This window comes from Pseudomonas costantinii (genome assembly GCF_001870435.1).
In the GTDB taxonomy this organism is placed as follows: Bacteria; Pseudomonadota; Gammaproteobacteria; order Pseudomonadales; family Pseudomonadaceae; genus Aquipseudomonas; species Aquipseudomonas costantinii.
Genome location: NZ_MDDR01000034.1, coordinates 338,044 through 364,703, shown reverse-complemented (window position 1 = coordinate 364,703; position 26,660 = coordinate 338,044). Strand labels below are relative to the sequence as shown.

Here is a 26,660-nt window from a genome sequence, read left to right as displayed (position 1 = left end):
GATGTTCGTCTACTGAGAATCACCCTTGGCTCACCCCGCCCAACGCCGCTGGTACCTGCCAGTCTTCACCGTCGCCGCCTTGGTGCTGCTGCCACTGAGCGTGCTGTTGCTGTCCTGGCAAAACATCGACCAGCAAATCTGGTCCCACCTCTGGGAAACCCAGATGCCACGCTTGCTGGGCAATACCTTGACCCTGGTGTTGGGCGTTGGTGTTGGCGTGACGCTGTTGGGCGTCAGCCTGGCCTGGCTCACCAGCCTCTGTGAGTTTCCCGGGCGGCGCTGGCTCGACTGGGCGTTGATGCTGCCCTTTGCGATTCCCGCCTACGTGCTGGCTTTTGTGTTTGTCGGCCTGCTGGACTTCGCAGGCCCGGTGCAAACCCTGCTGCGCGAATGGTTCGGCAGCGGCTTGCGCCTGCCGCGCGTGCGCTCCACCAGCGGCGTGATCATCGTGTTGGTGCTGGTGTTCTATCCCTACGTCTATCTGCTGGCCCGCACCGCGTTTCTCGCTCAAGGCAAAGGCTTGATGGAAGCGGCACGCGTGCTGGGGCAATCACCATGGCAAGCGTTCTGGCGTGTAGCCCTGCCCATGGCGAGGCCGGCGATTGGTGCCGGGGTGGCGTTGGCCTTGATGGAAACCCTGGCAGATTTCGGGGCTGTCTCGGTGTTCAACTTCGACACGTTCACCACTGCGATCTACAAGACCTGGTATGGGTTTTTCAGCCTTTCCAGCGCAGCCCAACTCGCCAGTCTGTTGCTGTTGGTGGTGATGCTGGTGCTGTACGGCGAACGGCGTGCCCGAGGTGCGAGCCGGCCGAGTAGTGAGCGGCCACGGGGCAAGGCGTTGTATCACTTGCGGGGGCTCAAGGCGGCAGCGGCCAGTGGCTGGTGCGGCTTGGTGTTTGCCTGTGCTTTTGTTATCCCGATGCTGCAACTGATTGCCTGGTTCTGGCAGCGTGGCCGGTTCGATCTCGATGAGCGCTATACCGGCTTGATCGTTCATACCCTTTACTTGGGCGCTATCGCGGCACTGATCACGGTCAGCGTGGCGCTGATACTGGCTTTCGCCAACCGCCTGGCGCCAACCCGGGCGATTCGCTCCGGCATCAGCCTGGCCAACGTTGGGTATGCCTTGCCGGGCTCAGTGCTGGCGGTGTCGATCATGTTGGCGTTCAGCTACCTGGACCGTGAACTGGTAGTGCCGCTGTCGGGCTGGCTGGGTGGTGCGGGCAAGCCGTTGTTGCTGGGTAGCCTGTGTGCGTTGGTGCTGGCGTATTTGGTGCGTTTCCTGGCGGTGGCCTACGGACCACTGGAAAACAGCCTGGCACGAATTCGTCCATCGTTGCCGGAAGCAGCGCGCAGTCTTGGCGTGAGTGGCCCACGACTGTTTTGCAAAGTGTATCTGCCACTTTTGCTCCCCGGGACCTTGAGCGCAGCGTTGCTGGTCTTTGTCGATGTGCTCAAGGAAATGCCCGCGACCCTGCTGATGCGCCCGTTTGGCTGGGACACTCTGGCGGTAAGGATCTTTGAAATGACCAGTGAGGGTGAGTGGGCGCGAGCTTCTCTACCTGCGTTGACACTTGTGTTGGTAGGCCTGCTGCCGGTGATCGGCCTGATCCGACGCTCCGCACGGCAAATCGGTTAGGTGCCAGTCCTACGGCTTGCGGCTACAATGCGCGGCATTCGGTGCGCTTCGTCTTTCGGAGCGGGTCGCTGGGCGTGGCTGCAGGCCTTGTAATTCAAGGTGTTCAGGCGCAAACAGCAGCTCCGCGCACCTTCGCCAAGCCCGGAAGGAGAAACCCATGGGACAGCGTACGCCTCTGTATGACCTGCATCTCGCCCTCGGCGCGAAAATGGTCGATTTTGGCGGTTGGGATATGCCTCTGCATTACGGCTCGCAAGTTGAAGAACACCATCAGGTGCGACGCGACTGCGGGGTGTTCGATGTATCTCATATGACCGTGATCGATGTCACAGGCCTTCAGGCCAAGGAATGGCTCCAGCACCTGCTGGCCAATGATGTCGATCGTTTGCATGGCTGCGGCCGTGCGCTTTATAGCGCCATGCTCAACGAGCAGGGCGGCGTGGTGGACGACATGATCGTCTACCGCACTGAAACCGGTTACCGGCTGGTGGTCAACGCCGCTACGCGAGACCAGGATATGGACTGGATGCAGGCGCAGCTGGGCAGCTACTCGGTGCAACTGCATGAGCGGCCCGAGTTGGCCATGCTCGCCATTCAAGGCCCGCACGCTCGGCAGAAAATCGCCGAGTTGGTCACCCAGTCTCGAGGCACCCTGATTCACCAGCTCAAACCCTTTGAGGGCCAGGCCGACGGCGATTGGTTTATCGCCCGCACGGGTTATACCGGCGAAGACGGCTTGGAAATTGTCTTGCCTGCCGATCAGGCGCCGGGATTTTTCAACGATCTGGTCGGCGCCGGTATATCACCCATTGGCCTTGGTGCCCGCGACACCTTGCGTCTGGAAGCAGGTATGAACCTGTATGGCCAGGATATCCATCAGAACGTTTCACCCCTTGCGGCCAATATGGCCTGGAGCATTGCCTGGGAGCCTGCTGGGCGCCATTTCATTGGCCGTGCTGCGCTGGAAGCAGAACGGGCGGCGGGTGTGCAGTTCAAACTGGTCGGGTTGGTGCTGGAGGAGCGTGGAGTTTTACGCGCCCATCAAGTGGTTCGTATCGCCAATGTTGGCGAAGGGGAGATCACCAGTGGTAGTTTCTCTCCTACGCTGAGCAAATCTATTGCCCTGGCGCGTGTACCGACGGCCACTGCCGATCGGGCCGAAGTGGAAATCCGCGGCAAGTGGTACCCGGTTCGAGTGGTCAAACCGACCTTCGTGCGCCATGGCAAAACCTTGATCTAACTATTTACGGCAGGCCAAAGGCCGCTGACATTTCTTCTTGAGGACACAGACTATGAGCGATATCCCTGCCGACCTGCGTTTTGCCGAAAGTCACGAATGGGCCCGTCTGGAAGCCGACGGTACCGTGACCGTCGGTATCTCCGACCATGCTCAAGAAGCCTTGGGTGACGTGGTGTTCGTTGAGCTGACCGAAGTCGGCAACGTGTTTGGCGCGGCCGATCAGGCTGGGGTGGTTGAATCGGTGAAAGCCGCTTCAGATATCTACTCGCCGATTGCCGGCGAAGTGATCGCGGTGAACGAAGCCCTGAGCGCTGAGCCGGAGCTGTTGAACTCCGATCCGTATGGCGCCTGGATCTTCAAGCTCAAGCCGAGCAACCTGGCGGATCTGGAAAAACTGCTGGATGCCGCTGGCTACAAAGCTGCCATTGGCGAGTGATGCTGCTGCTGGAGCCGGTTACCCGGCTCCAGCAACACTTCTCAGCGCTGCAATACCGCTTTTACCGCCGCTACAGAACGCTCGACGTCCGCTTCTGTCATCGCCGTAAACATCGGCAACGACACGATCAAACGCCCTACACGCTCAGACACCGGGAACATGCCTTCCTTGAATCCCCGTGCCCGATACAGGCTCAGCAGGTGGATCGGCGGGTAGTGGTAGCCAATGCCGACGCCATGGGCTTGCATCTGCTCCATGAAAGTAGCGCGCGCCGGCAAACCATCCTGACGCTCCGGCAGCACCAGTTGGAACAGGTGCCAGTTGCTGTTTTCGAAGTCCGCCGGCGGCAGTTGCGCGCCGTATTTCTCTTCAAAGTCACTGCCGAAGCACTTGAAGTAGTGTCGCGCCAGGTTCTGGCGGTGCGCAGTGATCTTCTCGATATGGGCAAATTGGCCCAAGCCGATGGCTGCTGCGATATCGGTCATGTTGAACTTGCCGCCCAACACATCCACGTCCAGGCCGTCGAAGCCGGTGCGGGTAACGCCCTGTAGGCGATACTTTTCTGCCAAGCGTGCTTCTTCGGCGTTGTTCAGCACCAGGCAACCACCCTCGGAAGAGGTGATGTTCTTGTTCGCCTGGAAACTGAACGACACGAAGTCGCCGGTTGCGCCGATACGCTCACCATCCCAGCTGGAACCCAGGGCCTGGGCGGCGTCTTCGACGATGCGCAGGTTGTACTTGTTAGCCAGTGCGTAAAGCATCGGCATGTCCAGCGGCAGGCCTGCCAGGTATACCGGGATGATCGCCTTGGTACGCGGGGTGATTGCGGCTTCCACCTGGGCCAGGTCGATATTGCGGGTGACCGGGTCGATATCGGCAAACACCGGTGTGGCGCCGACTTCCAGAATCACGTTGGCCGTGGCAACCCAGGAGATCGGCGTGGTGATGACTTCATCCCCAGGCCCGATACCGGCGATGCGCAAAGCGATCTCCATGGTGCAGGTGCCGGAGTTGAACGTGCGCACTGGCCGGCCGCCAAAGTATTCTGACAGTTGAGCTTCGAATGCCTGCACTTTAGGCCCGCTGGTGATCCAGCCCGAGCGCAGTACATCGCCGACCGCCGAGATGGTGGCTTCATCAATGGTAGGTTTGGAAAACGGCAGAAAGGGCTGTTGGCTCATGACGAAGAAGGCATCCGTTTCAGATAGGCGATGAGTAATAGACGTATCAGTACCGCATGGTTACACGGTTCGACTGAATATAGCCTGTCGCGCGTGAATGAATCGTCATGGTACAGGCAAAAAAATGCCGCTGGTAAAAGCGGCATTTTTTATGGGGCTCAGTTACTCGGTTACAGCGTTTTTCGCGAGGATGGCGTTGGCCAGCTCCATGTCTGTGGCTTTGAGGCCTGGGTTATCGGCGCGGACTTTCTGCATGGCAGCTTCCAGGTAAGGGCCGCGAATGCCGCCGTCACTGGCAACAAAGCTGCCGGCGTCGTCTTGGGCGGCGACCACCAGCTTGTGGTCCTTGAAGGTCAGGTACGTCGAGCCGGTAGTGGCGCCCGAGGAGATGACATTGCGCCAGAAGCTGTCGGCCATGGCTGAACCGACAGGTAGGGAAAGCACAGCGAGGGCCGCGACAGCATATTTGAGACGCATGATGGGTGACTCCGGGTGGGTTAACTGTACTTTTTGATTGTAGTTAACCCTGCCGAGTTCAATCCTGACTAAACAGTTTCAACTTGCAAAACTACCCCGTTTTGACCAATCACACGGACTTGGGCACCTACGGGGCTGTCCGGGCCGGTCGCCATCCATACACCATCGCCGACTTTTATTTTTCCACGGCCGTCGATGATCGCCTGATGCACCACAAAGGTGCGTCCGATCAGTTCCGAGCCGCGCATGTTCAACCCGGGCTGGTCGCTGACCTTTGCGCTGCTGCGCTGGCGTTTCCACCAATACACCGCGGTCAAGATCGACAACACGGCGAATAGCAATAGTTGCCACTCCAACCCGAGCGGCGGGACCAGGAACTTGATCACGCCCACGGCGGCGGCGGCGATGCCCATCCACAGCAGGTAACCGCCGGCGCCGAACACCTCAAGAATCAACAGCACCGTACCCAGTGCCAACCAATCCCAAAAGGACAGATGCTGCAGGAAGTCCCACATGGCGATTGCCTCAGCCTTTCTTGTTGTCGAACGTCGCTTTGACGATCTCACCGATACCGCCAACAGCACCGATAACTTGACTGGCTTCCAGTGGCATCAGGATCACCTTGCTGTTATTGGCTGAAGCCAGTTTGCCCAGTGCGTCGATGTACTTCTGGGCGACAAAGTAGTTGATCGCCTGCACGTTACCCATGGCAATCGCTTCCGACACCACTTGAGTGGCGCGGGCTTCTGCTTCGGCCTGACGCTCACGGGCTTCGGATTCCAGGAAGGCTGCCTGACGACCGCCTTCAGCCTCAAGAATTTGTGCCTGCTTCTTGCCTTCGGCAGTCAGGATCGCCGATGCCCGCAGGCCCTCGGCCTCGAGAATCTGTGCACGCTTGATCCGCTCGGCTTTCATCTGGCCGGACATGGCCGCCATCAGGTCGGCAGGCGGGCTGATGTCCTTGATCTCTATCCGGGTGATCTTGATGCCCCACGGCGCCGTCGCTTCATCGACGGTACGCAGCAGTTTTTCGTTGATGCCGTCACGCTGGCTCAGCATTGCATCCAGTTCCATGGAGCCGAGAACGGTACGGATATTGGTTTGCAACAGGTTACGGATTGCATGTTCGAGGTTGTTGACCTCGTAGGCAGCCTGGGCGGTATTGACCACCTGGAAGAAGCACACGGCGTCGATCTGCACGGTGGCGTTGTCGGCGGTGATCACTTCCTGGGGCGGAATATCCAGCACGCTTTCCATCACGTTGATCTTGCGACCGATGCGGTCCATGACCGGGATGATGATGTTGAGGCCGGGCTTGAGGGTATTGGTGTAGCGGCCGAAACGCTCGACGGTCCACTGGTAGCCCTGAGGCACCACTTTAAAGCCCATGAACAGGATGGCCACGGCCAAACCCACGAAAAGAAGCAGTACGGTTCCGATCTGCATAGCGATTCCCTATCTGATGGTGTCAGTAAAACGACGTTCGACCGAGTGTAACGGTCTGGTCACGGATAAGGACGTTTTCACGGCGTAACAATCAAAGGATTTGTTTCTGAATCCCCAGGCGTTACTCGTAATACTTCCGCCATCGTTGTCAGTCCGGCTTTCACTTTGTCGATGCCGGCCATTCGCAGGCTGCTCATGCCTTGCTCAAGTGCCGCCCGGCGTAGAGCCTGCACATCGGCGCCGGGGGTGATCAGCGCCTTGAGCGCCTCGTCCATGACCATGATTTCGTAGAGCCCTGCTCGACCGCGATAACCGCTGTCACGACATTCGACGCAGCCGATAGCCTCATGGGCAGTCTCCAACTCAGTCACCATGCGTTTGCAGTGGGGGCACAAAAGCCGCACCAAGCGCTGTGCCATCACTCCTATAAGCGTAGCTTTGATCAAATAATGAGCAATGCCCAGTTCCTGCAAACGGCTGATGGCGCTGGGGGCGTCGTTGGTGTGCAGGGTCGATAGCACCAAGTGCCCGGTCAGCGCGGCCTGGATCGCCATCTCTGCGGTTTCCTGGTCGCGAATCTCACCGATCATGATGATGTCCGGGTCTTGGCGCAGCAGCGCGCGGATGCCGCTGGCGAAGGTCAGGTCGATGTTGTGCTGCACCTGCATCTGGTTGAAGGCGGGCTCGACCATTTCGATCGGGTCCTCCACCGTGCACAGGTTGACCTCACGGGTCGCCAGTTGCTTGAGGGTGGTGTAGAGGGTGCTGGTCTTGCCCGAGCCGGTCGGGCCGGTGACCAGGATAATGCCGTTGGCCTGGCCGGTCATGACGTGCCAGCGCTGCTGGTCATCGACGGACAAGCCCAACTGGTCAAAATCCTTGAGCAGCACCTGCGGGTCGAAAATCCGCATCACCAGTTTTTCGCCAAACGCCGTCGGCAAGGTTGAAAGGCGCAATTCCACTTCGACGCCCGTCGGGCTTTTGGTCTTGATCCGGCCGTCCTGGGGTTTGCGTTTCTCCGCCACATTCATCCGGCCAAGGCTTTTCAGGCGGCTGACCACCGCCATCGTGACCTGGGGCGGAAACTGATAGACGTCGTGCAGCAGCCCGTCGATGCGAAAACGTACGCGACCCTGATCGCGGCACGGCTCGATATGGATATCACTGGCCCGTTGGTCAAAGGCGTACTGCAACAGCCAGTCGACGATGTTGACGATGTGGGCATCGTTGGCATCCGGCTCCTTATCGCTGGCGCCGAGGTTGAGCAGTTCGACATTGCCGGCCGCCGGCACCTTTTGATCCGCGCCGCTGACCGATTTGGCCAGTCGGTAGAACTCGTCGATGCAACGTTGAATATCCTGGGGGTTGGCGACCACACGTTTGATCGAGCGCTTGAGCACTTGCGCCAGTCCGGCTTCCCAGCCGCAGGTATAGGGTTGGGCACTGGCGACGGTGACGGTCTGTGTATCCACGGCCACCGCAAGGATGGCGTGGCGTTGGGCGAAGGCGTGGGACATCAGTGGCACCACTGTCGCCACGTCGATCTTCAGCGGGTCGATACGTAGATAAGGTTGCCCGGCGTGCTGGGCGAGCCACTGCGTCAGGGTTTCCAGGCAAGGCCCTTCAGCGGCGATGCATTCCAGGGGATGCTGGGTGGAGGAAGATGTCGATAACTTCTGCGCCACATCCGGTGTAATCAGCCCTTGCTTGACCAACGTCGGTAGCAATTGATGAAGTTCCAATCGGCGATCTTGCAAAGCAGCGGGCATGAAGACTTCCAGGGGGGCGTTGGGTGTAATCACAGGCTAGTCAGCCCCAGACGTTCCTCCTCTCTGCGTGTATTGCAGGCTTTTACTGAGCGACGGCCACCACCGGCTCAGGCCGCACAGAATCAGCCGGCCACATCTCCAGCGAGCACACGCTGATCAGGTTTCGAATCTTTTCACCGATCACTTGGGCGCGATGCCAGCTCAGGCTGTCCATTACGATATCAATGCTCAGCAGGTCTTCTTCCCGGCTCACATTAACCCGCTGCGGCGTCAGGAATTGCAGTGCGAAATAGTTGAGCACCCGGCACAGCACATCCGGCTCCGCCTCGGCGACGATCTGATAATGCGCCTGGCAATGGGCGCTACTGACGGCCCACGCATCGACGCGGGTAGCGGGGAGGGTAGTTTCGACGGCGTGCATGCTGGCTCTCCAGGTTTGACTGGAGAAATTTTTACATTCGCCACCGGAGATTTCTTATCTAAGATGGGCCTTATTGAACGTTAATCGAATCAATTAATTCGTACTAAGCATCATAAAAGGTATTTTTATGCACAGTGAGTTGGACGCCTACGATCGCCGCATTCTGGCCCTGCTGCAAGAGGACGCCTCGCTCTCAAGCGCACAGATCGCCGAACAAGTCGGCCTGTCCCAATCGCCGTGCTGGCGGCGTATCCAACGGCTTAAGGAAGAGGGCGTGATTCGCGGCCAAGTCACCCTGCTGGATCGCAAGAAGATCGGCCTCAATACGCAGATTTTTGCCGAGGTCAAACTCAACGCCCATGGCCGATCCAACTTCACGGAGTTCACCGACGCGATTCGCGGGTTTCCGGAAGTGTTGGAGTGCTATGTGCTGATGGGGGCGGTGGATTTTTTGCTGCGCATCGTCACCTCGGACATTGAGGCGTACGAGCGGTTTTTCTTCGAGAAGCTGTCGATGGTGCCGGGGATTCAGGAGGTCAACTCGATCGTGGCTTTATCGGAGATCAAGTCCACCACCAGCCTGCCAGTGTTGCGCTGACAGGCTTGGCCTAATCGCGGCGGTGTCCTTACAGGCGCAGTAGCGTTTTCCAGGCGCGATTCTGATACACCGCAATCGCCTGATGCATACGTGCATCCAGCGACTCATCGGTGATCGGCTGGTTGGCCAGTTGCACCAACTTGTTCAACTCGCCGTACAAACGGTCCAGCTCAGGGATGTCCACCACCTGGCGTGCGTGGTGCAGCCAGGCCTGGATGCGTTCGATGCGCGGCAGTTGCTCAGCCAGGTCTTCCGGTTGTTGCTGGTAGCGCGGCAGTTGCAGGGCGACGGCGTCGTCGGCCAGCAGGCGCGGCAGCCAGTTGGTGATTTGCGCGGCGCCCTGGCGGTTGCCACGCACATTGCGGTCAGCGGTCCAGGTACGGGCCAGCAGCCAGCGCGAGGTGTTCAGTGAAAACAGGCCCCAGCGCACGTCGTCCAGTTCTTCGGCGAACTGTTCCGGTGCGGCTTTGCGGATGTCTTCGTCGTCGTCACCGGCTTGCACCAGTGGGCGCCAGTCTTCCAGCAACGCATCCAGTGCGCTGCGCAGTTCGCTGGTGGATTGACGCGGTGCGGCCTGGCCGAGGCTGCCGATCAGGGCACGCAGTTCGCCGAGGTTGTCGACCCAGTCCTGCAACAGGCGCCAGTGGCCGTTGAAACGGTATTGCTCGGCCAGGCGCTGGCTGCTGCCCAGCAGGTGCCACATGATGGCGGCGAAGGCGTCGTCCAACGGCATTTCTGCGTGGATCTGCGGTGCAGGCAGGCTCAGGGAGTAGCTGCTGGCGTCGTACAGACGATAGCCACGCTCGGCCTTGCTGATATCGCACGGCATCAGCGCCAGGGTGGCGGCCAGTTCGGCGGCCAGTTCCAGCAGGGCGGCCGGTTCACCTTCGCGCAGTTCCAGTTCCAGCTCGCAGATTTCTTCTTTCTGCTTGCCGACCACCACATGGCCCAAGTCCAGGGCGGCCTCAATCACTACCTTGGTCTTGCCACGGCCCCAGGCGATTTCGGCGCGTTCACGCACGAAGTCGGTGGTGAAAATCGGCTTGAGGGTCTTTTTGTCCAGCTCGGCCAGTTGCTCGGGCCAGCACTCGCCGTCGAGTTTCTTCACGTCGAGCTTGGCTTTGGGCAGGTCCCAGTTGTACTCGTTGCGTTCCGACAAGCCGGCGACGCTCTGACCACGGGTCTTGAGGGTCTGGATGATTTCGTCACCGTCCTTGCGCAGGCGCAGGGCGACTTTGGCCTGGGCCAGGTCACGCTCAGGGGTGTCGAAATACTGGTTCATCAACTCACGGCGTTCCCAGCCACTTTTGTTGCGTTTTTTCAGTAACGGGTGCTCACGCAGCGCGGCGAGTGTTTCGCGGCTGACGCGGAGCTTGATTTCGGTTTCTTTCTGCATGGCCGGAAAATCCAGGATCGGGAGCGCAGCCGGGGAAAAGAGTGGCTGCCAAGGTCGTGCAGTGTACAGGACTGAGCCCGGCAACGCGCCGCAACGGTTTATTGTGTCGTGCAGATGGCTCTATAGTGGGGCTCATCCGGGAAGTTGAGAGACCGCGCATGCCGTTACCGTCCATGAAAGAGCAGTTCGCCGCATTAATTGCCGCGCCTTCGGTCAGTTGTACCCAAGCGTCTCTCGACCAGACCAACCGCCCGGTGATCGATTTGCTCGCCAGTTGGCTGGGCGATTTGGGTTTCGCCATCGACATCCAGCAAGTCAGCCCCGGCAAGTTCAACCTGCTGGCCAGTTTCGGCAGTGGCCCCGGTGGGCTGGTGTTGGCAGGCCACAGCGATACGGTTCCTTATGACGCCGCGCTCTGGAAGACCGATCCGCTAAAACTGACGGAAGTTGACGGCCGCTGGGTAGGACTGGGCAGCTGCGACATGAAGGGTTTTTTCGCCTTGGCGATTGAAGCGGTGCTGCCGTTGCTGAATCAACCCTTCAAGCAACCACTGCTGATCCTCGCCACCTGCGATGAAGAAAGCTCGATGTCCGGCGCGCGCGCGCTGGCCGAGGCAGGGCGCCCGTTGGGTCGCGCGGCGGTAATCGGCGAGCCGACCGGCCTCAAGCCGATCCGCCTGCACAAAGGCGTGATGATGGAGCGCATCGACATCCTCGGCCAAAGCGGCCATTCGTCGGACCCAAGCCTGGGCCACAGTGCCCTCGAAGCCATGCACGATGCCATCGGTGAACTGCGTGGACTGCGCCTGGCCTGGCAGCGTGAGTACCGCAACCCGCAATTCAGCGTGCCGCAACCGACCATGAACTTCGGTTGCATACACGGTGGTGACAACCCCAATCGCATCTGCGGCCAGTGCTCCCTGGAATTCGACTTGCGTCCCTTGCCGGGCATGGACCCCCAGGTGCTGCGCGACGCTATCCGGCAGAAGCTCGAACCTCTGGCCGAGCGCCATAAAGTAAAGATCGACTACGCGCCGCTATTCCCCGAAGTCCCACCCTTCGAGCAGCCGGAAGATGCCGAGCTGGTGCGGGTTGCAGAGCGATTGACCGGGCATCGTGCCGAAGCAGTAGCGTTCGGCACCGAAGCGCCTTATCTTCAGCGCCTTGGTTGTGAAACCCTGGTGCTCGGCCCTGGCGATATCGCCTGCGCCCACCAGCCGGGTGAGTACCTTGAAATGTCACGCTTGACGCCTACAGTGCGTCTATTGCGGGAACTGATCGAACATTACTGCCTGAAACCTGCATAAATTAACCCCAGCCCATTCGTACATAAAAGGAGAGCGAGCGTGTCGCCAAGCCTGTTCCGACGATAACCATCAGCCCGTTGTGCGCTTTCACGATTGATCCTTTTTCGGCTGCTTTTTATTACAGGCCCAGGTGTTATGCCCGAATACGTTAATTGGCTTCGTCATGCTTCGCCCTACATCAATGCTCACCGGGACTGCACCTTCGTGGTCATGCTGCCCGGCGACGGTGTGGAACATCCGAACTTCGGCAATATCGTCCACGACCTGGTGCTGCTCCACAGCCTGGGTGTGCGACTGGTGCTGGTTCACGGCTCCCGTCCACAAATCGAAACCCGCCTTGAAGCGCGCGGCCTGACCCCGGCTTACCACGAAGGCTTGCGCATCACTGATGCCGCGACGCTGGAGTGTGTGATCGACGCGGTCGGTCACCTGCGCATTGCTATCGAAGCGCGCTTGTCGATGGACATGGCCTCGTCGCCAATGCAGGGCTCCCGTTTGCGGGTGGCCAGCGGCAACCTGGTGACCGCCCGGCCGATCGGCGTGCTGGAAGGCGTGGACTATCACCACACCGGCGAAGTGCGCCGCGTCGACCGCAAGGGTATCAACCGCCTGCTGGACGAGCGCTCAATCGTGCTGTTGTCGCCGCTGGGTTATTCGCCCACCGGCGAAATTTTCAACCTGGCCTGCGAAGACGTCGCCACCCGTGCCGCCATCGACCTGGGTGCTGACAAGCTGCTGTTGTTTGGTGCTGACTTGGGCCTGATTGATGAACATGGTCGTCTGGTGCGTGAGCTGCGCCCGCAACAAGTGCCGGCGCACCTGCAACGTTTGGGCAGCAACTATCAAGCTGAACTGCTCGATGCCGCTGCCGAGGCCTGCCGTGGCGGGGTAGGGCGCAGTCATATCGTGAGTTACGCCGAAGACGGCGCCTTGCTCACCGAGCTGTTCACCCGGGACGGCGGCGGCACGCTGGTGGCCCAGGAGCAATTCGAACTGGTGCGCGAAGCGGCGATTGAGGATGTCGGCGGTTTGCTGGACTTGATCAGCCCATTGGAAGAGCAGGGCATTCTGGTGCGGCGCTCGCGAGAAGTGCTGGAGCGTGAGATCGAGCAGTTCAGCGTGGTGGAACGCGAGGGCATGATCATCGCCTGTGCAGCGCTGTATCAGATCGCGGATTCGGATGCAGGTGAGTTGGCGTGCCTGGCGGTCAACCCGGAGTACCGCCACGGCGGGCGCGGTGATGAGTTGCTGGAGCGTATCGAGACGCGCGCTCGGGCACAGGGGTTGAAGACGTTGTTTGTTCTCACCACCCGTACCGCTCACTGGTTCCGTGAGCGCGGTTTTGTGCCGAGTAGTGTTGATCGCCTGCCATCGGCGCGGGCGTCGCTGTACAACTATCAGCGTAACTCGAAGATTTTTGAGAAGTCGTTGTAAGACTGGCTTCGGAAACGCAGCAGGTCCAAATGTGGGAGCAAGCCCGCTCCCACATTTGAACTGTTTAGTGGCTGATAAATTTGTCGGTCACAAAGGCCGAATAATCCGGCAACACCGTTTCAACCTTCCCTTGCTCCTTCAAAAACTTTGCCGTCTCCCCAATCGCCTTCGCCGTGCCGCCTTTGAGCAGCGCATCGGTTTGCTGTGCCTGGGCGTCTGGGAATGTAGTGCCGGCCAACAGTTCGGGAATGTCCGTGGCATTCGATCCTGTCAATTTAGCGATCTTTTGCACCGGTTCGGAATCCACCGTCCAGCTGTTTTTATGGGCGGCATAGTCGGCGAACGAGTCGAGGGTGACCTTGGCAAACTTGGCCACTACGTCAGGATGTTTTTCCGCGAAATCCTTGCGCGCCACCCACACTTCGAATGTCGGCGCGCCCCACTGACCCACCTGGGCCGCGTCTGTCAGGGTTTTTCCGGTCTTGCGAATCTCCCCCAGGGCCGGTGACCACACGAACGCACCGTCGATATCGCCACGTTTCCACGCGGCGGCAATTTCGGCCGGTTGCAGGTTCACCACTTTGACTTTTTTAGTGTCCAGCCCCCAGTGCTTCAGCGCGCCGAGCAGGCTGTAATGAGAGGTTGAGACGAAGGGTGTGGCGATGGTTTTACCCACCAGGTCTTCCGGTTTGTTGATGCCGCTGCCGTTGCGCACCACCAAAGCTTCAGAAGCATTGATCTGCGCCGATACGATAAACGCCACGATCGGTAGATTGCGTGAAGCCGCCGCAGCAAGGGGGCTGGAACCCAGATTGCCGATTTGCACATCGCCGGAGGCGATGGCGGTCACAACTTCCGGCCCACTGTTGAACCGGCGCCAGGCGATCTTCTCGCCAATGGCCTTTTCGTAGAGGCCATCGGCCTGTGGGACTTTGCTGGGGTCGATGCCGGTTTGGTAGCCGATAGTCAAGTCGGCCGCTTTGACACCAAAAGAAAGTATTAGTGATACAAAAACTGTAACAAATTGACGGGAGGATGTGCCTTTGGCCATGATGGCGTCGCCTTTTTGATCGTGGGTGACGTATGCAACAGTACGGCCACACTAATCGATCTAAAAAAAGGCTAATAAATACCTTTTCGGCATTAGCTTATGGAGCGGATGGTCTACTCTGATCGGCTCGCTTCATGGAAAGCCTTATTCCTTAATCGTATGAAAAAGGATGAAACAATTCTTTTTGGGTGTATGAAAAACTCATTACCCTGCAGGGACCAAATTAACTGCGGTTAGACGAAGGTAGTAGACACACAAGGTTACGATTGACTTGTCAGTCACTATCCGGCGCTAATCGCGCATCTGTGGATCAAGGGCGTCAGACCCGAGACCGAAGAAATACAAAAATTAGAAATGAGAGGAGCGGTACATGAAGAAGTCAACATTGGCGTTGGCCGTGGCTGTAGCTGCGATTGCCCAACAGGCAAACTCCGCCGGTTTCATCGAAGACAGCAAGGCCACACTGGGGCTGCGTAACTTCTACATCAACACGGACAACCGTGATGGTGCTCCAACGGCGACCAGCCGGAGCAAGAACGCAGAATGGGGCCAAGGCTTTGACCTGCGCTTCATCTCGGGCTTCACTCAAGGTACCGTTCAGTTCGGTGTTGACGCTATCGGCCTGTACGGCGTGCGTCTGGATTCCAGCGCTGCCAACCACGGTAACTACAACGGTTCGCTTGCGGGCGGCACCGTGTTCCCATCCGACGGCAACAAAGCGGCCAATGAGTTCGCCAGCCTGGGCGTGACCGGTAAGGTCAAGATCTCCCAGACCGTGCTGAAACTGGGCACTCTGCAGCCAAACAACCCGGTCATCAAGACCAACGACGGTCGTCTGCTGCCGCAAACTTTCCAGGGCGGTGAAATCGTTTCGAACGATATCAAAGACCTGACCCTGACCGCTGGCCAGATCGAAAGCGCCAAGGGCCGTAACTCCAGCAACAACGAAAACCTGTCGATTGCTGGTGCGAACAAGAGCTCGAACTACCTGACCGGTGAGTTCAGCAACAAGTTCTACTACGCCGGTGCTGACTACAAGATCACCAAGGATCTGACCGCTTCGTACTACTTCGGCGAGCTGAAAGATTTCTACTCCCAGAACTTCCTGGGTCTGGTACACAACTGGGCAATCGGCCCTGGCGTGCTGAAAAGTGACCTGCGCTACTACCGCAGCCGTGACAACGGCGCTAACGGTAATACCGCCAGCTACTACACCTCCGGTTACTACACCGATGGTGCCAAACCAGCTACCAGCGGCAAGGTCGACAACGACCTGTACAGCTACCTGGCTCTGTACTCGGTTAACGGCCACACCTTTGGTGGCGGTTATCAGTACACCAAGGGCGACAGCGACTTCCCTTGGCTGAACCAAGGTGACGGCTCGTCGAACAGCACCACCACCGACATGCAAATCCAGAAGTTCGCCCGTGCCGGCGAGCGTACCTGGCAAGCTCGTTACGCGTATGACTTCGCCAAAATCGGCGTGCCTGGTCTGACCGCTGGCGTGGTTTACCTGAAAGGTACCAATATCCAGACCACTACCGGCGACAAGTCCGAGTGGGAACGTGATATCACCCTGGCTTACGTTGTTCCAGAAGGCCCGCTGAAAAACCTCGGCGTTGCTTGGAAGAACGCCATGTGGCGTACCGACGTTGCTACCCGCGACCAAGACGAAAACCGTCTGATCGTCAGCTACTCGATCCCGCTGTTGTAAGACTGTAAACCTTGCCCGGCGCAATGCCGGGCAAGGTGTCTTGCTTTCAAGTCGGGCTCAACCCCCGCAAGCCCTTCCCGAATACCCTCTTTTCACAGCGTCTCAAGGCCTTCTCGAACCTTGAAGCGGATGTTGATCCTCGCCTGTTGCCAAGTCCAATGAACAGATTTTTAATATTCGTTTATCGTCTAAATAAATCGATATTTATTCTTTTTAAATAATCCTCAACCGATGCACAGTGGGCTCCATAAGCACTCACCAGGAGCCACACCATGAGCCTAAGACTGGGCGACATCGCCCCCGACTTCGAACAGGATTCCAGCGCCGGCAAGATTCGTTTCCACGAATGGTTGGGCGATAGCTGGGGTGTGCTGTTTTCCCACCCGGCGGACTTCACCCCGGTGTGCACCACCGAACTGGGTTTTACCGCCAAGCTCAAGGACGAATTCGCCAAGCGCGGCGTCAAGGCCATTGCCCTGTCGGTAGACCCGGTGGACTCGCACCACAAGTGGATCGAAGACATCAACGAAACTCAGAACACCATCGTCAATTTCCCGATCCTGGCCGATGCCGACCGCAAGGTATCGGACCTGTACGACCTGATTCACCCGAACGCCAGTGACACCCTCACCGTGCGTTCCCTGTTCGTGATCGACCCGAACAAAAAGATTCGCCTGACGATTACCTACCCGGCCAGCACTGGCCGCAACTTCCACGAAATCCTGCGGGTCATTGACTCGTTGCAACTGACCGACACCCACAAGGTCGCCACCCCCGCCAACTGGCAGGACGGTGATGAAGTGGTGATCGTGCCGTCGCTCAAGGACGAAGAAGAGATCAAGAAGCGCTTTCCGAAGGGTTATCGGGCGGTGAAGCCGTATCTGCGGCTGACCCCACAACCGAATCGCTGAGGTTTCAAGGGATCACATAGCAGGGGTTTTCAGGCCGTTTCGACGGCCTTTTTTTTCGCCTGGAGTTTTATAAAGCTCATATGCATTTATAGAATAAACAAATGAAAAAATGAGATTTAAAGATATATAAATATGCTGATAGGGTCTGTTCCATCTTGGTGACATCGCCACACAGCGAACCGCCGACACTTGCTCAAGGAATTTCCTACATGCTGGTCGTAACACTTGGAGGCAGTCCCAGCCAGCGTTCCCGCTCCGGGGTCTTGCTGGATAAAACCCGTCAGTGGCTGCAAGACAAAGGCGTGGAAGTGGTGAGTTATCAGATACGGGACTTCCCGGCCGAAGACTTGCTGCACGCCCGCTTCGATAGCCCAAAGGTCATCGACCTGCTGCAACAGGTGGCTAACGCGGATGGCCTGGTAATCGCCACGCCGGTGTACAAGGCCTCGTTCTCCGGCGCGTTGAAAACCGTGCTCGACCTGCTACCCGAGCGCGCCTTGGCTCACAAGATCGTGTTGCCGATGGCCACCGGTGGCAGCATCGCCCACATGCTGGCAGTGGATTACGCCTTGAAGCCTGTGTTGTCGGCCCTCAAAGCCCAGGAGTTGCTCCACGGCATTTTCGCCGAAGACAGCCAGATCGCTTACGCCGAAGGCAGTGCCCAGGCCCAGTTGGTGCCGATCCTTGAGCACCGTTTGCACGAGGCCCTGGAGACGTTCTACAGCGCCATGGCCCGCCGACCGAAACCGCTTGATCCCCATGTGTTGAATGAACGTTTGTTGAGTGCTCGCTGGAGCATTTAAGCCTTACCGGATTTTGTAGTACTCACCTTACTCAGCCGCCAACGGCCAAGCAGGTGCAGCCAACCCCCTAATCGCACTATTTGGAGAGAGCGCCATGCGCACTGTCATCTTGCGTCGTGGTCTGGTCGCACTGTTTGCTGCGGCTGTGTCCTTCGGCGCCATCATTCAAGCCCAGGCCGCCGAGACTCTGCGGATCGGTTATCAGAAGTACGGCACCCTGGTTCTGCTCAAAGCCAAGGGCACCCTGGAAAAGCGCTTGGCCGCACAGGGCGTGCAGGTGCAATGGACTGAATTCCCCGGTGGCCCGCAATTGCTCGAAGGCCTGAACGTCGGCTCCATCGACTTCGGTGTCACCGGCGAAACCCCACCGGTATTCGCCCAGGCCGCAGGTGCAGATTTGCTCTACGTCGCCTACGAGCCGCCAGCGCCGACCAGTGAAGCGATCCTGGTGCTGAAAGACTCGTCGATCAAATCCGTGGCCGAGTTGAAGGGCAAGAAAGTTGTGCTCAACAAAGGCTCCAACGTGCACTACCTGCTGGTGCGTGCGCTGGAAGATGCCGGTTTGAAATACACCGACGTGCAGACCGTATTCCTGCCGCCCGCCGATGCCCGCGCCGCGTTCGAGCGTGGCAGTGTCGATGCCTGGGTGATCTGGGACCCATACCAGGCAGCCGCCGAGAAACAACTGCAAGCCCGCACCCTGCGTGACGGCACCGGCATCGCCGATAACCACCAGTTCTACCTGGCCACCAAGCCTTACGCCGAACAGCACCCGGAAGTGATCAAGGCATTGGTGGAAGAAGTACGCGCGGTGGGCGAATGGTCCAAGGCCAACCCTTCGGACGTTACCGAACAAGTCGCACCGCTGCTTGGCCTGCCAGCTGATATCACCCTGACCTCGGTGAAACGCCAAGGCTATGGCGCGCTGTTCCTGACCCCGGAAGTGGTCGCCGCCCAGCAGAAAATCGCCGACACGTTCTACCAACTCAAATTGATCCCCAAGCCCTTGAACATCAAGGACGTGATCTGGACACCACCCGCCGCCGTTGCCAAAGCGCCGTAATCCGATTTCTTCAGGAGACAACTCCATGAGCCTCAATATTTTTTGGTTCCTGCCTACGCACGGCGACGGCCATTACCTTGGCACCGCCGAAGGCGCTCGCGCCGTCGACCATGGTTATTTGCAGCAAGTCGCCCAAGCCGCTGACCGTCTTGGTTTCGGCGGGGTGCTGATTCCTACCGGTCGCTCCTGCGAAGATTCGTGGTTGGTAGCCGCCTCGCTGATCCCCGTGACCCAGCGCTTGAAATTCCTTGTCGCGCTGCGCCCCGGGATCATTTCCCCGACGGTGGCTGCACGTCAGGCCGCGACGCTGGACCGCCTGTCCGGCGGCCGCGCCTTGTTCAACCTGGTAACCGGCGGTGACCCGGAAGAGTTGGCAGGTGACGGTTTGTTCCTCAGCCACGAAGAGCGTTATCAGGCATCGGTAGAATTCACCCGTATCTGGCGCCGCGTGCTGGAAGGCGAAACGGTGGATTACGACGGCCAGCACATCAGCGTCAAAGGCGCCAAATTGCTCTATCCGCCGATTCAGCAACCACGTCCGCCGTTGTACTTCGGCGGTTCCTCCGAAGCGGCGCAGGACCTGGCAGCCGAACAGGTGGAAATGGTGCTGACTTGGGGCGAGCCGCCAGCCGCTGTCGCCGAAAAGATCGAACAGGTTCGCGCCAAGGCCGCCAAGCTTGGTCGCACCGTGCGCTTCGGCATTCGCCTGCATGTGATCGTGCGCGAAACCAACGATGAAGCCTGGAAAGCCGCAGACAAACTGATCTCCCATCTGGACGACGACACCATCGCCCGTGCCCAGGCCTCCCTGGCGCGCTTCGATTCCGTCGGCCAGCAACGCATGGCTGCCTTGCATGGAGGCAACCGCGACAACCTGGAGGTCAGCCCCAACCTGTGGGCCGGCGTCGGTCTGGTGCGTGGCGGCGCGGGTACTGCACTGGTGGGCGATGGCCCAACGGTTGCGGCGCGGGTCAAGGAATACGCAGCCCTTGGCATCGATACGTTTATCTTTTCCGGTTACCCCCACTTGGAAGAGTCGTATCGGGTTGCCGAGTTGTTGTTCCCGCACTTGGATATCGAACGTCCCGAGCTGCCGAAAAGCGCCGGTTACGTCAGCCCGTTCGGCGAGATGGTCGCCAACGACATTCTTCCCAAAGCAGCGTCGCAGAGCTGAGGCGCCATTATGGACTTTGAAAAATTAAGCCATCGCGTCGCGCCTTGGGTGTTGCCGATTTTGTTGCTGGCGGTGTGGCAGTTGTCGGTGTCGGCGGGTTGGTTATCGACGCGTATTTTGCCTGCGCCAAGCGCGGTGATTGAGGCCGGTGTGAAGCTGGTACGCAGCGGCGAGATTTGGACGCACCTGGCCATCAGCGGCTGGCGTGCGGGCCTGGGCTTCGTGATCGGTGGCAGCATCGGCCTGGCCTTGGGTTTTATCACTGGCTTGTCCAAGTGGGGCGAGCGCTTGCTCGACAGCTCGGTGCAGATGATCCGCAACGTGCCGCACCTGGCGCTGATTCCGCTGGTGATCCTGTGGTTCGGCATTGACGAGACCGCGAAGATTTTCCTGGTCGCCCTCGGCACGCTGTTCCCGATTTACCTGAATACTTACCACGGCATTCGCAATGTCGACCCGGCGCTGGTGGAAATGTCACGCAGCTATGGCTTGTCCGGTTTCAGCCTGTTCCGTCAGGTGATCTTGCCGGGGGCGCTGCCTTCGATTCTGGTGGGCGTGCGCTTTGCCCTGGGCTTTATGTGGCTGACGCTGATCGTGGCGGAAACCATCTCGGCCAGTTCCGGCATCGGTTATCTGGCAATGAACGCCCGTGAGTTCCTGCAAACCGACGTGGTGGTACTCGCCATCGTCATGTACGCGATCCTCGGCAAGCTGGCCGATCTGGCCGCTCGCGGTCTGGAGCGTGTGTGGTTGCGTTGGCACCCGGCTTACCAAGTGAATAAAGGAGGTGCGGCATGACGGCTCAACAACCACCGCGCCTGTTGAAAGGTATTCCGCTGGCGGTGCGCAAATTGCGCAAGGCCTTTGGTGCGCGGGAAGTCCTCAAAGAGATTGATCTGCATATCCCTGCGGGCCAGTTTGTGGCCGTGGTCGGCCGCAGCGGTTGTGGCAAAAGTACCTTGCTGCGCCTGTTGGCCGGTTTGGACAAAGCCAGCAGCGGCGAGCTATTGGCTGGTTCCGCGCCGTTGAGCGAAGCGATTGAAGACACGCGGTTGATGTTCCAGGAAGCGCGCCTGCTGCCGTGGAAAAAAATCATCGACAACGTTGGCCTGGGCCTCAAGGGCAACTGGCGCCCCAAGGCGTTGGAGGCTCTGGAAGCCGTGGGCCTGGTCGAGCGCGCCAATGAATGGCCGGCGGCTTTGTCCGGTGGCCAGAAACAACGCGTGGCCTTGGCTCGTGCGTTGATTCACCAGCCGCGCCTGCTGTTACTTGATGAGCCGTTGGGTGCATTGGATGCCCTGACTCGCATCGAGATGCAGCAACTGATCGAAAACCTCTGGCGCAAGCACGGCTTCACCGTGCTGCTGGTGACCCACGACGTCAGTGAAGCCGTGGCCATTGCCGACCGGGTGATCCTGATCGAAAACGGCGAAGTCGGTCTCGACCTGATCGTTGACCTGCCGCGCCCACGCGCCCGAGGTTCACATCGCCTTGCTGCGCTGGAAGCCGAAGTACTTAACCGTGTGCTGTCGTTGCCCGGCACGCCGCCGGAACCTGAACCTGTTTCACCGCTGCCTACGCAATTGCGTTGGGCTCAATAACTCACTTGTCCCACGAAGGAAGAACCCATGACTATTAAAGCCATCAACGTGCGTAACCAGTTCAAAGGCACCATCAAGGAAATCGTCGAAGGCGACGTACTGTCGGAAATCGACGTGCAGACTGCGTCCGGCATCGTTACTTCCGTGATCACCACCCGCTCGGTTAAAGAGCTGGAACTGGTGATCGGCAGTGAAGTGATTGCCTTTGTGAAATCTACCGAGGTGTCGATCGCCAAGTTGTGATCGCCTCACAGGATCGTTCCCACGCGGAGCGTGGGAACGATCATATTGGGCGCTTAGGCAAATACGCCGGCAAATAAAGCCCCACATACGCATCAAACACCCGCATGCCTTCCTCGGCCATTCGCGGTGTGATCAACCCGTGCTGGTGTACCGAGCGCGCGTAAACGCGGTCACTGAGTTCCAGCGCCAGAGCGAACACGTCGACATCGCTGGGCAAGGTCGGCACTTCAAAGTGACGACTGAACACAGCCAGCATCAAATCCCCCAACTCCAGGTCATGCTGACGATCCGCCTGGGTCACTTCGGTAAGCCCATGCTGGGCCAGGATCAACTGGCGTGCGGCGGCATCGTTGCTATAGATGGTGAGCATCCGATGTTCGACGACGTAGGACAGATCCCGCCAGTGCTTGAGCGAGTCATGGTCGATAGGTGCTTGAATGGCCGCGCGAAACGCCGCGTGCACATCAGCCGTCAACGCTTCCAATAACGCCGGCACACTGGCGAAAAAGTGATACACCGAAGACGGCGGAATCTGCGCGCGTTCGGCCACGCTGTAGATCGACAAGCTCGCCACGCCTTCGGACGCCAGCAAGGTGCGGGCGGCGTCGAGGATCGCGTCGATCCGGGCCTGGCTGCGGGCGCGGGGTTTGCGAGGGGCGGCGGGGCGGGTGGTCATGGATGTCTCCTACAAGGCAGCGGGCATTGTACGCGACCTGATGATCGTTCCCACGCTCTGCGTGGGAACGCCTTACTGGACGCTCCGCGTCCGCTCTTGGGACGCAGAGCGTCCCTGGCTGCATTCCCACGCGGAGCGTGGGAACGAGATTGCAGCGCAAAAAAAAGCCGCAGGCCTAAGCCTGCGGCATTTTTTATTGCTGCCACCGCTTACACGGTATGCAGATACCAGTTGTACTCAAGGTCGGAGATGGAGTGTTCGAACTCTTCCAGCTCACTTTCCTTACAGGCGACGAAGATATCGATGTATTTAGGATCGATGTACTTGGCCATCACCTCGCTGTCGTCCAACTCACGCAGGGCATCACGCAGGTTGTTCGGCAGGCTCTGCTCGTTTTGCTCGTAGCTGTTGCCTTCCACCGGTGCGCCAGGCTCGATCTTGTTGGTCAGGCCGTGGTGCACGCCTGCCAGGACCGAAGCCATCAGCAGGTAAGGGTTGGCGTCGGCGCCGGCCACACGGTGTTCGATACGTACGGCATCCGAGGAGCCAGTGGGTACGCGAATCGCCACGGTGCGGTTATCCAGGCCCCAGCACGGCGAGTTCGGCACGTAGAACTGTGCGCCGAAACGACGGTAGGAGTTTACGTTAGGGCACAGGAACGCCATTTGGGCGGGTAGGGTCTCCAGCACACCGCCGATCGCGTGACGCAATGCGGCGTTCTGCTCGGGATCCTCGCTGGCAAAGATGTTCTTGCCGTCCTTGTCCAGGATCGAAATGTGTACGTGCAAACCGTTGCCTGCCTGGCCTGGGTAAGGCTTGGCCATGAAGGTGGTGTCCATCTCATGGTCGTAGGCGATGTTTTTGATCAGACGCTTGAGCAGTACCGCGTAATCGCACGCCTTGATCGGGTCGGCGACGTGGTGCAGGTTCACTTCGAACTGCGCCGGGGCACTTTCCTTGACGATGGCGTCGGCCGGGATGCCTTGCTCTTTGGCACCTTCCAGAATGTCCTGGAGGCAGTCGACGTATTCGTCGAGGTCGTCGATCAGGTAGACCTGTGTCGAGTGCGGGCGTTTGCCGGAGATCGGCGAGCGGGGCGGTTGTGGGCGGCCGTTCACGTTCTCCTGGTCGATCAGGTAGAACTCAAGCTCGAAGGCAGCGCAGATGGTCAGGCCAAGATCGTCGAATTTGCTGACAACTTGCCGTAGGACTTCGCGAGGATCGGCGAAGAAGGGTTCACCCTCAAGCTCGTGCATGGTCATCAGCAGTTGCGCGGTTGGGCGCTTTTGCCAAGGCTCATTACACAGGGTGTCAGGGATCGGATAACAGATTCGGTCAGCATCACCGATATCCAGACCCAGGCCGGTGCTTTCCACCGTTGAGCCGTTGATATCCAGGGCAAATAAAGAGGCAGGCAGGTTAATGCCCTTCTCGTAAACCTTGTGGAGGCTGGTGCGTTCGATGCGCTTACCGCGCACCACACCATTCATATCCGCAATTAGAAGGTCTACGTACAGAACCTCAGGATGATCCTTAAGGAACGCGTTCGCTTCGTTAAGCTGAACGGCACGCGGGGGTACCGACATGATGCAACACCTTTGTTGTTAAAAATATCAATCATTGATCTTTTCTGGTTTCAGTCAACCCGAACGGCTTGCCGAAGTCAAGCGAGGCCTTTTTTGCCCTAAAAAAGCGCCTTGAGGCCTTTTTTGAGGCTTTTTGGGGCGATTTTTTGGGTTTGAAGGGCTTGGGACTAGCAGGCTTGAGCGGGCCGTGTTGTATTTTTTACGGGGGTGTTGTGTAAAAAAATGAACAAGGCTAAGCTCGATTCAAACCCATAACAGCAATAATACCGGGGTGCTTCATGTCTCGCCTGCCGTTAATCGGCGTCACCGCCTGCTCCAAACAGGTCGGTCTGCATGCTTATCATATCAGTGGTGACAAATACGTCCGCGCAGTCGCAGTCGCTGCCAAGGGCTTGCCATTGATCATTCCGTCCCTGGGGGATTTGCTCGACCCGGCCAATATTCTTGACGGCCTGGATGGCATCCTGTTTACCGGCTCTCCCTCCAATATCGAACCCTTTCACTACGACGGTCCGGCCAGCGCGCCTGGGACTGCTCATGATTCTGCACGGGACCAAACCACACTGCCGTTGCTGCGCGCCGCGGTTGCGGCGGGCGTTCCAGTGCTGGGTATTTGCCGTGGCTTCCAGGAAATGAACGTGGCCTTTGGCGGCAGCCTGCACCAGAAGGTTCACGAAGTGCCGGGCATGATGGATCACCGCGAAGACGACACCCAGCCACTGGACATCCAGTACGGCCCGGCGCACGCCGTGACCATCTCCCCGAATGGGGTATTGGCAAGCCTGGGGTTGCCGCAGACGATTCAGGTCAACTCGATTCACAGCCAGGGCGTTGATCGCCTGGCGCCCGGCTTGCAGGTCGAAGCGACCGCGCCCGATGGGTTGATCGAAGCTTTTTCTTACAGTGCAGGCAAGGCTTTTGCTTTAGGAGTGCAATGGCACCCCGAATGGCAGGTAAGCTCTAACCCGCACTACCTCGCGATCTTTCAGGCATTTGGCATGGCCTGTCGAAAGCGGGCGATGCAACGCGACGCGGATGCTGCGTCAACCAACGCCTGACCTTTAATGGATGTCAGGAAACACAGCCCAGAGGCATTTATGAGTAACAACCTCGACCAGCTCACCGATTGGTTGAAAGACCACAAGATCACAGAAGTCGAATGCATGATCGCCGACTTGACCGGGATCACCCGGGGCAAGATTTCGCCGACCAACAAGTTCATTGCTGAAAAAGGCATGCGCCTGCCCGAGAGCGTTCTGTTGCAGACCGTGACCGGCGACTATGTCGAAGACGACATCTATTACGAATTGCTCGACCCGGCCGACATCGACATGATCTGCCGCCCGGACCAGAACGCGGTATTCCTGGTGCCTTGGGCCATCGAGCCCACCGCTCAGGTGATCCACGATACCTACGACAAGCAAGGCAACCCGATCGAGTTGTCGCCGCGCAACGTGCTCAAGAAAGTCCTCAAGCTCTACGCCGACAAAGGCTGGCAGCCCATCGTGGCGCCGGAGATGGAGTTCTACCTGACCAAACGCTGTGAAGACCCGGACTTCCCGCTGCAACCGCCAATTGGCCGTTCCGGTCGCCCGGAAACCGGTCGTCAGTCCTTCTCTATAGAAGCGGCCAACGAATTCGACCCGTTGTTCGAAGACGTCTACGACTGGTGCGAGCTGCAGGAGCTGGATCTCGACACCCTGATCCACGAGGACGGCACGGCGCAGATGGAAATCAACTTCCGTCACGGCGATGCATTGTCCCTGGCCGACCAGATCCTGGTGTTCAAGCGCACCATGCGTGAAGCCGCGCTCAAGCACGACGTGGCCGCCACCTTCATGGCCAAGCCGATGACCGGCGAGCCTGGCAGCGCGATGCACTTGCACCAGAGCATCATCGACATCGCTACTGGCAAGAACGTCTTCTCCAATGAAGACGGGACCATGAGCCAGCTGTTCCTCAACCACATTGGCGGCTTGCAGAAATTCATCCCTGAATTGCTGCCGTTGTTTGCCCCTAACGTGAACTCGTTCCGCCGCTTCCTGCCGGACACCTCGGCGCCGGTAAACGTGGAATGGGGCGAAGAAAACCGTACCGTTGGCCTGCGCGTACCGGATGCCGGCCCGCAGAACCGCCGCGTGGAAAACCGCCTGCCGGGCGCCGACGCCAACCCGTACCTGGCGATTGCTGCCAGTTTGCTGTGTGGCTACATCGGCATGGTCGAAGGCCATAACCCGAGCGCGCCCGTGGTGGGTCGTGGTTACGAGCGACGCAACCTGCGCCTGCCGTTGACCATCGAAGACGCCCTGGAACGTATGGAGAACAGCAAGACCATCGAGAAATACCTGGGTCAAAAATTCATCACAGGCTACGTCGCGGTCAAGCGGGCCGAGCATGAAAACTTCAAGCGCGTGATCAGTTCGTGGGAGCGGGAATTCCTGCTCTTCGCCGTCTGATGCGCCGGGCGGGCCGTGGGAACGGCCTGCCCTCA

Annotated in this window: 26 protein-coding genes; 16 read left to right on the top strand and 10 right to left on the bottom strand. The window is 58.9% G+C overall.

Features of this window, described 5'->3' with window-relative positions; all coding sequences use genetic code 11:
* Positions 1-25: 25 nt before the first annotated feature.
* The 3 genes from BFL40_RS17130 to gcvH all read left to right on the top strand — a co-directional run bounded on the left by BFL40_RS17130 (position 26) and on the right by gcvH (position 3,318).
* Positions 26-1,642, top strand: a complete 1,617-nt coding sequence (locus tag BFL40_RS17130; protein ID WP_071485104.1) for an ABC transporter permease — start codon at positions 26-28, stop codon at positions 1,640-1,642.
* A 157-nt stretch (positions 1,643-1,799) separates the two neighbouring features.
* Entirely contained in the window at positions 1,800-2,882 is a 1,083-nt protein-coding gene (gene gcvT, locus BFL40_RS17125) for a glycine cleavage system aminomethyltransferase GcvT (RefSeq protein WP_071485103.1), read from the top strand.
* A 52-nt stretch (positions 2,883-2,934) separates the two neighbouring features.
* Entirely contained in the window at positions 2,935-3,318 is a 384-nt protein-coding gene (gcvH, locus tag BFL40_RS17120) for a glycine cleavage system protein GcvH (RefSeq protein ID WP_071485102.1), read from the top strand.
* Between the two features lie 41 nt (positions 3,319-3,359).
* On the opposite strand, the gene BFL40_RS17115 is transcribed toward gcvH, so the two are convergent.
* The 6 genes from BFL40_RS17115 to BFL40_RS17090 form a co-directional block, all read right to left on the bottom strand.
* A complete protein-coding gene (locus BFL40_RS17115; RefSeq protein ID WP_071485101.1) occupies positions 3,360-4,499 on the bottom strand; it encodes a DegT/DnrJ/EryC1/StrS family aminotransferase in 1,140 nt (379 codons plus the stop codon).
* A 162-nt stretch (positions 4,500-4,661) separates the two neighbouring features.
* On the bottom strand, positions 4,662-4,976 hold the full coding sequence (locus BFL40_RS17110; protein WP_071485100.1) for a DUF2388 domain-containing protein: 315 nt from the start codon (positions 4,974-4,976) through the stop codon (positions 4,662-4,664).
* A 68-nt stretch (positions 4,977-5,044) separates the two neighbouring features.
* Entirely contained in the window at positions 5,045-5,491 is a 447-nt protein-coding gene (locus tag BFL40_RS17105; RefSeq protein ID WP_071485099.1) for an NfeD family protein, read from the bottom strand.
* A 10-nt stretch (positions 5,492-5,501) separates the two neighbouring features.
* Complete coding sequence (locus tag BFL40_RS17100) at positions 5,502-6,422, bottom strand: SPFH domain-containing protein (RefSeq protein ID WP_071485098.1); 921 nt, start codon at positions 6,420-6,422, stop codon at positions 5,502-5,504.
* 77 nt (positions 6,423-6,499) lie between these two features.
* Positions 6,500-8,203 carry a GspE/PulE family protein gene (locus BFL40_RS17095; protein WP_408003978.1) on the bottom strand — a complete coding sequence of 568 codons (1,704 nt, stop codon included), beginning with the start codon at positions 8,201-8,203 and terminating at the stop codon, positions 6,500-6,502.
* 70 nt (positions 8,204-8,273) lie between these two features.
* The gene (locus BFL40_RS17090) at positions 8,274-8,612 is read right to left on the bottom strand and encodes an ACT-like domain-containing protein (RefSeq protein ID WP_071485096.1); all 339 of its coding nucleotides are present in this window, start codon (positions 8,610-8,612) and stop codon (positions 8,274-8,276) included.
* Between the two features lie 127 nt (positions 8,613-8,739).
* Here BFL40_RS17090 and BFL40_RS17085 point away from each other — a divergent pair, with 127 nt between their 5' ends.
* A complete protein-coding gene (locus BFL40_RS17085) occupies positions 8,740-9,210 on the top strand; it encodes an Lrp/AsnC family transcriptional regulator (RefSeq protein ID WP_010207358.1) in 471 nt (156 codons plus the stop codon).
* A 28-nt stretch (positions 9,211-9,238) separates the two neighbouring features.
* On the opposite strand, the gene BFL40_RS17080 is transcribed toward BFL40_RS17085, so the two are convergent.
* Entirely contained in the window at positions 9,239-10,606 is a 1,368-nt protein-coding gene (locus tag BFL40_RS17080) for a CYTH domain-containing protein (protein WP_071485095.1), read from the bottom strand.
* A gap of 158 nt (positions 10,607-10,764) precedes the next feature.
* Between BFL40_RS17080 and argE the strand changes: the two genes are divergently transcribed.
* Positions 10,765-11,913, top strand: coding sequence for an acetylornithine deacetylase (gene argE, locus BFL40_RS17075; protein WP_071485094.1), 1,149 nt, complete (start codon positions 10,765-10,767; stop codon positions 11,911-11,913).
* Positions 11,914-12,048: 135 nt separating this feature from the next.
* On the top strand, positions 12,049-13,347 hold the full coding sequence (gene argA / locus BFL40_RS17070) for an amino-acid N-acetyltransferase (RefSeq protein WP_071485093.1): 1,299 nt from the start codon (positions 12,049-12,051) through the stop codon (positions 13,345-13,347).
* Between the two features lie 64 nt (positions 13,348-13,411).
* Here argA and tauA read toward each other — a convergent pair whose 3' ends face one another.
* Positions 13,412-14,398: a taurine ABC transporter substrate-binding protein gene (gene tauA / locus BFL40_RS17065; RefSeq protein ID WP_071485092.1), complete on the bottom strand. Its 987-nt coding sequence runs from the start codon at positions 14,396-14,398 to the stop codon at positions 13,412-13,414.
* A 370-nt stretch (positions 14,399-14,768) separates the two neighbouring features.
* Here tauA and BFL40_RS17060 point away from each other — a divergent pair, with 370 nt between their 5' ends.
* From BFL40_RS17060 to BFL40_RS17025, 8 genes are all read left to right on the top strand, one after another.
* A complete protein-coding gene (locus BFL40_RS17060) occupies positions 14,769-16,112 on the top strand; it encodes an OprD family porin (protein ID WP_071485091.1) in 1,344 nt (447 codons plus the stop codon).
* Positions 16,113-16,384: 272 nt separating this feature from the next.
* The gene (locus BFL40_RS17055) at positions 16,385-17,023 is read left to right on the top strand and encodes a peroxiredoxin (RefSeq protein WP_071485090.1); all 639 of its coding nucleotides are present in this window, start codon (positions 16,385-16,387) and stop codon (positions 17,021-17,023) included.
* Between the two features lie 209 nt (positions 17,024-17,232).
* Positions 17,233-17,826 (top strand): NADPH-dependent FMN reductase, encoded by a 594-nt coding sequence (ssuE, locus tag BFL40_RS17050; RefSeq protein WP_071485089.1) that lies wholly within the window; start codon positions 17,233-17,235, stop codon positions 17,824-17,826.
* Between the two features lie 94 nt (positions 17,827-17,920).
* Positions 17,921-18,889 (top strand): sulfonate ABC transporter substrate-binding protein, encoded by a 969-nt coding sequence (locus BFL40_RS17045; protein WP_071485088.1) that lies wholly within the window; start codon positions 17,921-17,923, stop codon positions 18,887-18,889.
* 25 nt (positions 18,890-18,914) lie between these two features.
* Positions 18,915-20,063, top strand: a complete 1,149-nt coding sequence (gene ssuD, locus BFL40_RS17040) for an FMNH2-dependent alkanesulfonate monooxygenase (protein WP_071485087.1) — start codon at positions 18,915-18,917, stop codon at positions 20,061-20,063.
* A gap of 9 nt (positions 20,064-20,072) precedes the next feature.
* The gene (gene ssuC / locus BFL40_RS17035) at positions 20,073-20,861 is read left to right on the top strand and encodes an aliphatic sulfonate ABC transporter permease SsuC (RefSeq protein ID WP_071485086.1); all 789 of its coding nucleotides are present in this window, start codon (positions 20,073-20,075) and stop codon (positions 20,859-20,861) included.
* Positions 20,858-21,664 (top strand): aliphatic sulfonates ABC transporter ATP-binding protein, encoded by an 807-nt coding sequence (gene ssuB / locus BFL40_RS17030; protein WP_071485085.1) that lies wholly within the window; start codon positions 20,858-20,860, stop codon positions 21,662-21,664. Before ssuC ends, ssuB begins: the two co-directional genes overlap by 4 nt.
* A gap of 27 nt (positions 21,665-21,691) precedes the next feature.
* On the top strand, positions 21,692-21,907 hold the full coding sequence (locus BFL40_RS17025) for a TOBE domain-containing protein (protein ID WP_003213899.1): 216 nt from the start codon (positions 21,692-21,694) through the stop codon (positions 21,905-21,907).
* A 40-nt stretch (positions 21,908-21,947) separates the two neighbouring features.
* Here the strand turns inward: BFL40_RS17025 and BFL40_RS17020 are convergent, their stop codons facing one another.
* Positions 21,948-22,583: a TetR/AcrR family transcriptional regulator gene (locus BFL40_RS17020; protein ID WP_071485084.1), complete on the bottom strand. Its 636-nt coding sequence runs from the start codon at positions 22,581-22,583 to the stop codon at positions 21,948-21,950.
* A 209-nt stretch (positions 22,584-22,792) separates the two neighbouring features.
* Positions 22,793-24,169 carry a glutamine synthetase family protein gene (locus BFL40_RS17015; RefSeq protein ID WP_003213894.1) on the bottom strand — a complete coding sequence of 459 codons (1,377 nt, stop codon included), beginning with the start codon at positions 24,167-24,169 and terminating at the stop codon, positions 22,793-22,795.
* A gap of 278 nt (positions 24,170-24,447) precedes the next feature.
* Here BFL40_RS17015 and BFL40_RS17010 point away from each other — a divergent pair, with 278 nt between their 5' ends.
* Entirely contained in the window at positions 24,448-25,227 is a 780-nt protein-coding gene (locus BFL40_RS17010) for a gamma-glutamyl-gamma-aminobutyrate hydrolase family protein (RefSeq protein WP_071485083.1), read from the top strand.
* A gap of 39 nt (positions 25,228-25,266) precedes the next feature.
* Entirely contained in the window at positions 25,267-26,625 is a 1,359-nt protein-coding gene (locus BFL40_RS17005) for a glutamine synthetase family protein (RefSeq protein ID WP_071485082.1), read from the top strand.
* The last annotated feature ends 35 nt before the right edge of the window (positions 26,626-26,660 follow it).

Excerpts from the sequence above, each read along its gene's own strand:
- BFL40_RS17060 (WP_071485091.1), top strand. The coding sequence starts at position 14,769 with ATGAAGAAGTCAACATTGGCGTTGGCCGTGGCTGTAGCTGCGATTGCC.
- BFL40_RS17055 (WP_071485090.1), top strand. The coding sequence starts at position 16,385 with ATGAGCCTAAGACTGGGCGACATCGCCCCCGACTTCGAACAGGATTCC.
- BFL40_RS17005 (WP_071485082.1), top strand. The coding sequence starts at position 25,267 with ATGAGTAACAACCTCGACCAGCTCACCGATTGGTTGAAAGACCACAAG.
- BFL40_RS17100 (WP_071485098.1), bottom strand. The coding sequence starts at position 6,422 with ATGCAGATCGGAACCGTACTGCTTCTTTTCGTGGGTTTGGCCGTGGCC.
- ssuC (WP_071485086.1), top strand. The coding sequence starts at position 20,073 with ATGGACTTTGAAAAATTAAGCCATCGCGTCGCGCCTTGGGTGTTGCCG.
- BFL40_RS17045 (WP_071485088.1), top strand. The coding sequence starts at position 17,921 with ATGCGCACTGTCATCTTGCGTCGTGGTCTGGTCGCACTGTTTGCTGCG.
- BFL40_RS17110 (WP_071485100.1), bottom strand. The coding sequence starts at position 4,976 with ATGCGTCTCAAATATGCTGTCGCGGCCCTCGCTGTGCTTTCCCTACCT.
- BFL40_RS17025 (WP_003213899.1), top strand. The coding sequence starts at position 21,692 with ATGACTATTAAAGCCATCAACGTGCGTAACCAGTTCAAAGGCACCATC.
- ssuE (WP_071485089.1), top strand. The coding sequence starts at position 17,233 with ATGCTGGTCGTAACACTTGGAGGCAGTCCCAGCCAGCGTTCCCGCTCC.
- BFL40_RS17080 (WP_071485095.1), bottom strand. The coding sequence starts at position 10,606 with ATGCAGAAAGAAACCGAAATCAAGCTCCGCGTCAGCCGCGAAACACTC.
- BFL40_RS17010 (WP_071485083.1), top strand. The coding sequence starts at position 24,448 with ATGTCTCGCCTGCCGTTAATCGGCGTCACCGCCTGCTCCAAACAGGTC.
- BFL40_RS17105 (WP_071485099.1), bottom strand. The coding sequence starts at position 5,491 with ATGTGGGACTTCCTGCAGCATCTGTCCTTTTGGGATTGGTTGGCACTG.
- BFL40_RS17020 (WP_071485084.1), bottom strand. The coding sequence starts at position 22,583 with ATGACCACCCGCCCCGCCGCCCCTCGCAAACCCCGCGCCCGCAGCCAG.
- argE (WP_071485094.1), top strand. The coding sequence starts at position 10,765 with ATGCCGTTACCGTCCATGAAAGAGCAGTTCGCCGCATTAATTGCCGCG.
- BFL40_RS17115 (WP_071485101.1), bottom strand. The coding sequence starts at position 4,499 with ATGAGCCAACAGCCCTTTCTGCCGTTTTCCAAACCTACCATTGATGAA.
- ssuB (WP_071485085.1), top strand. The coding sequence starts at position 20,858 with ATGACGGCTCAACAACCACCGCGCCTGTTGAAAGGTATTCCGCTGGCG.
- gcvH (WP_071485102.1), top strand. The coding sequence starts at position 2,935 with ATGAGCGATATCCCTGCCGACCTGCGTTTTGCCGAAAGTCACGAATGG.
- gcvT (WP_071485103.1), top strand. The coding sequence starts at position 1,800 with ATGGGACAGCGTACGCCTCTGTATGACCTGCATCTCGCCCTCGGCGCG.
- BFL40_RS17085 (WP_010207358.1), top strand. The coding sequence starts at position 8,740 with ATGCACAGTGAGTTGGACGCCTACGATCGCCGCATTCTGGCCCTGCTG.
- argA (WP_071485093.1), top strand. The coding sequence starts at position 12,049 with ATGCCCGAATACGTTAATTGGCTTCGTCATGCTTCGCCCTACATCAAT.
- BFL40_RS17090 (WP_071485096.1), bottom strand. The coding sequence starts at position 8,612 with ATGCACGCCGTCGAAACTACCCTCCCCGCTACCCGCGTCGATGCGTGG.
- ssuD (WP_071485087.1), top strand. The coding sequence starts at position 18,915 with ATGAGCCTCAATATTTTTTGGTTCCTGCCTACGCACGGCGACGGCCAT.
- tauA (WP_071485092.1), bottom strand. The coding sequence starts at position 14,398 with ATGGCCAAAGGCACATCCTCCCGTCAATTTGTTACAGTTTTTGTATCA.
- BFL40_RS17015 (WP_003213894.1), bottom strand. The coding sequence starts at position 24,169 with ATGTCGGTACCCCCGCGTGCCGTTCAGCTTAACGAAGCGAACGCGTTC.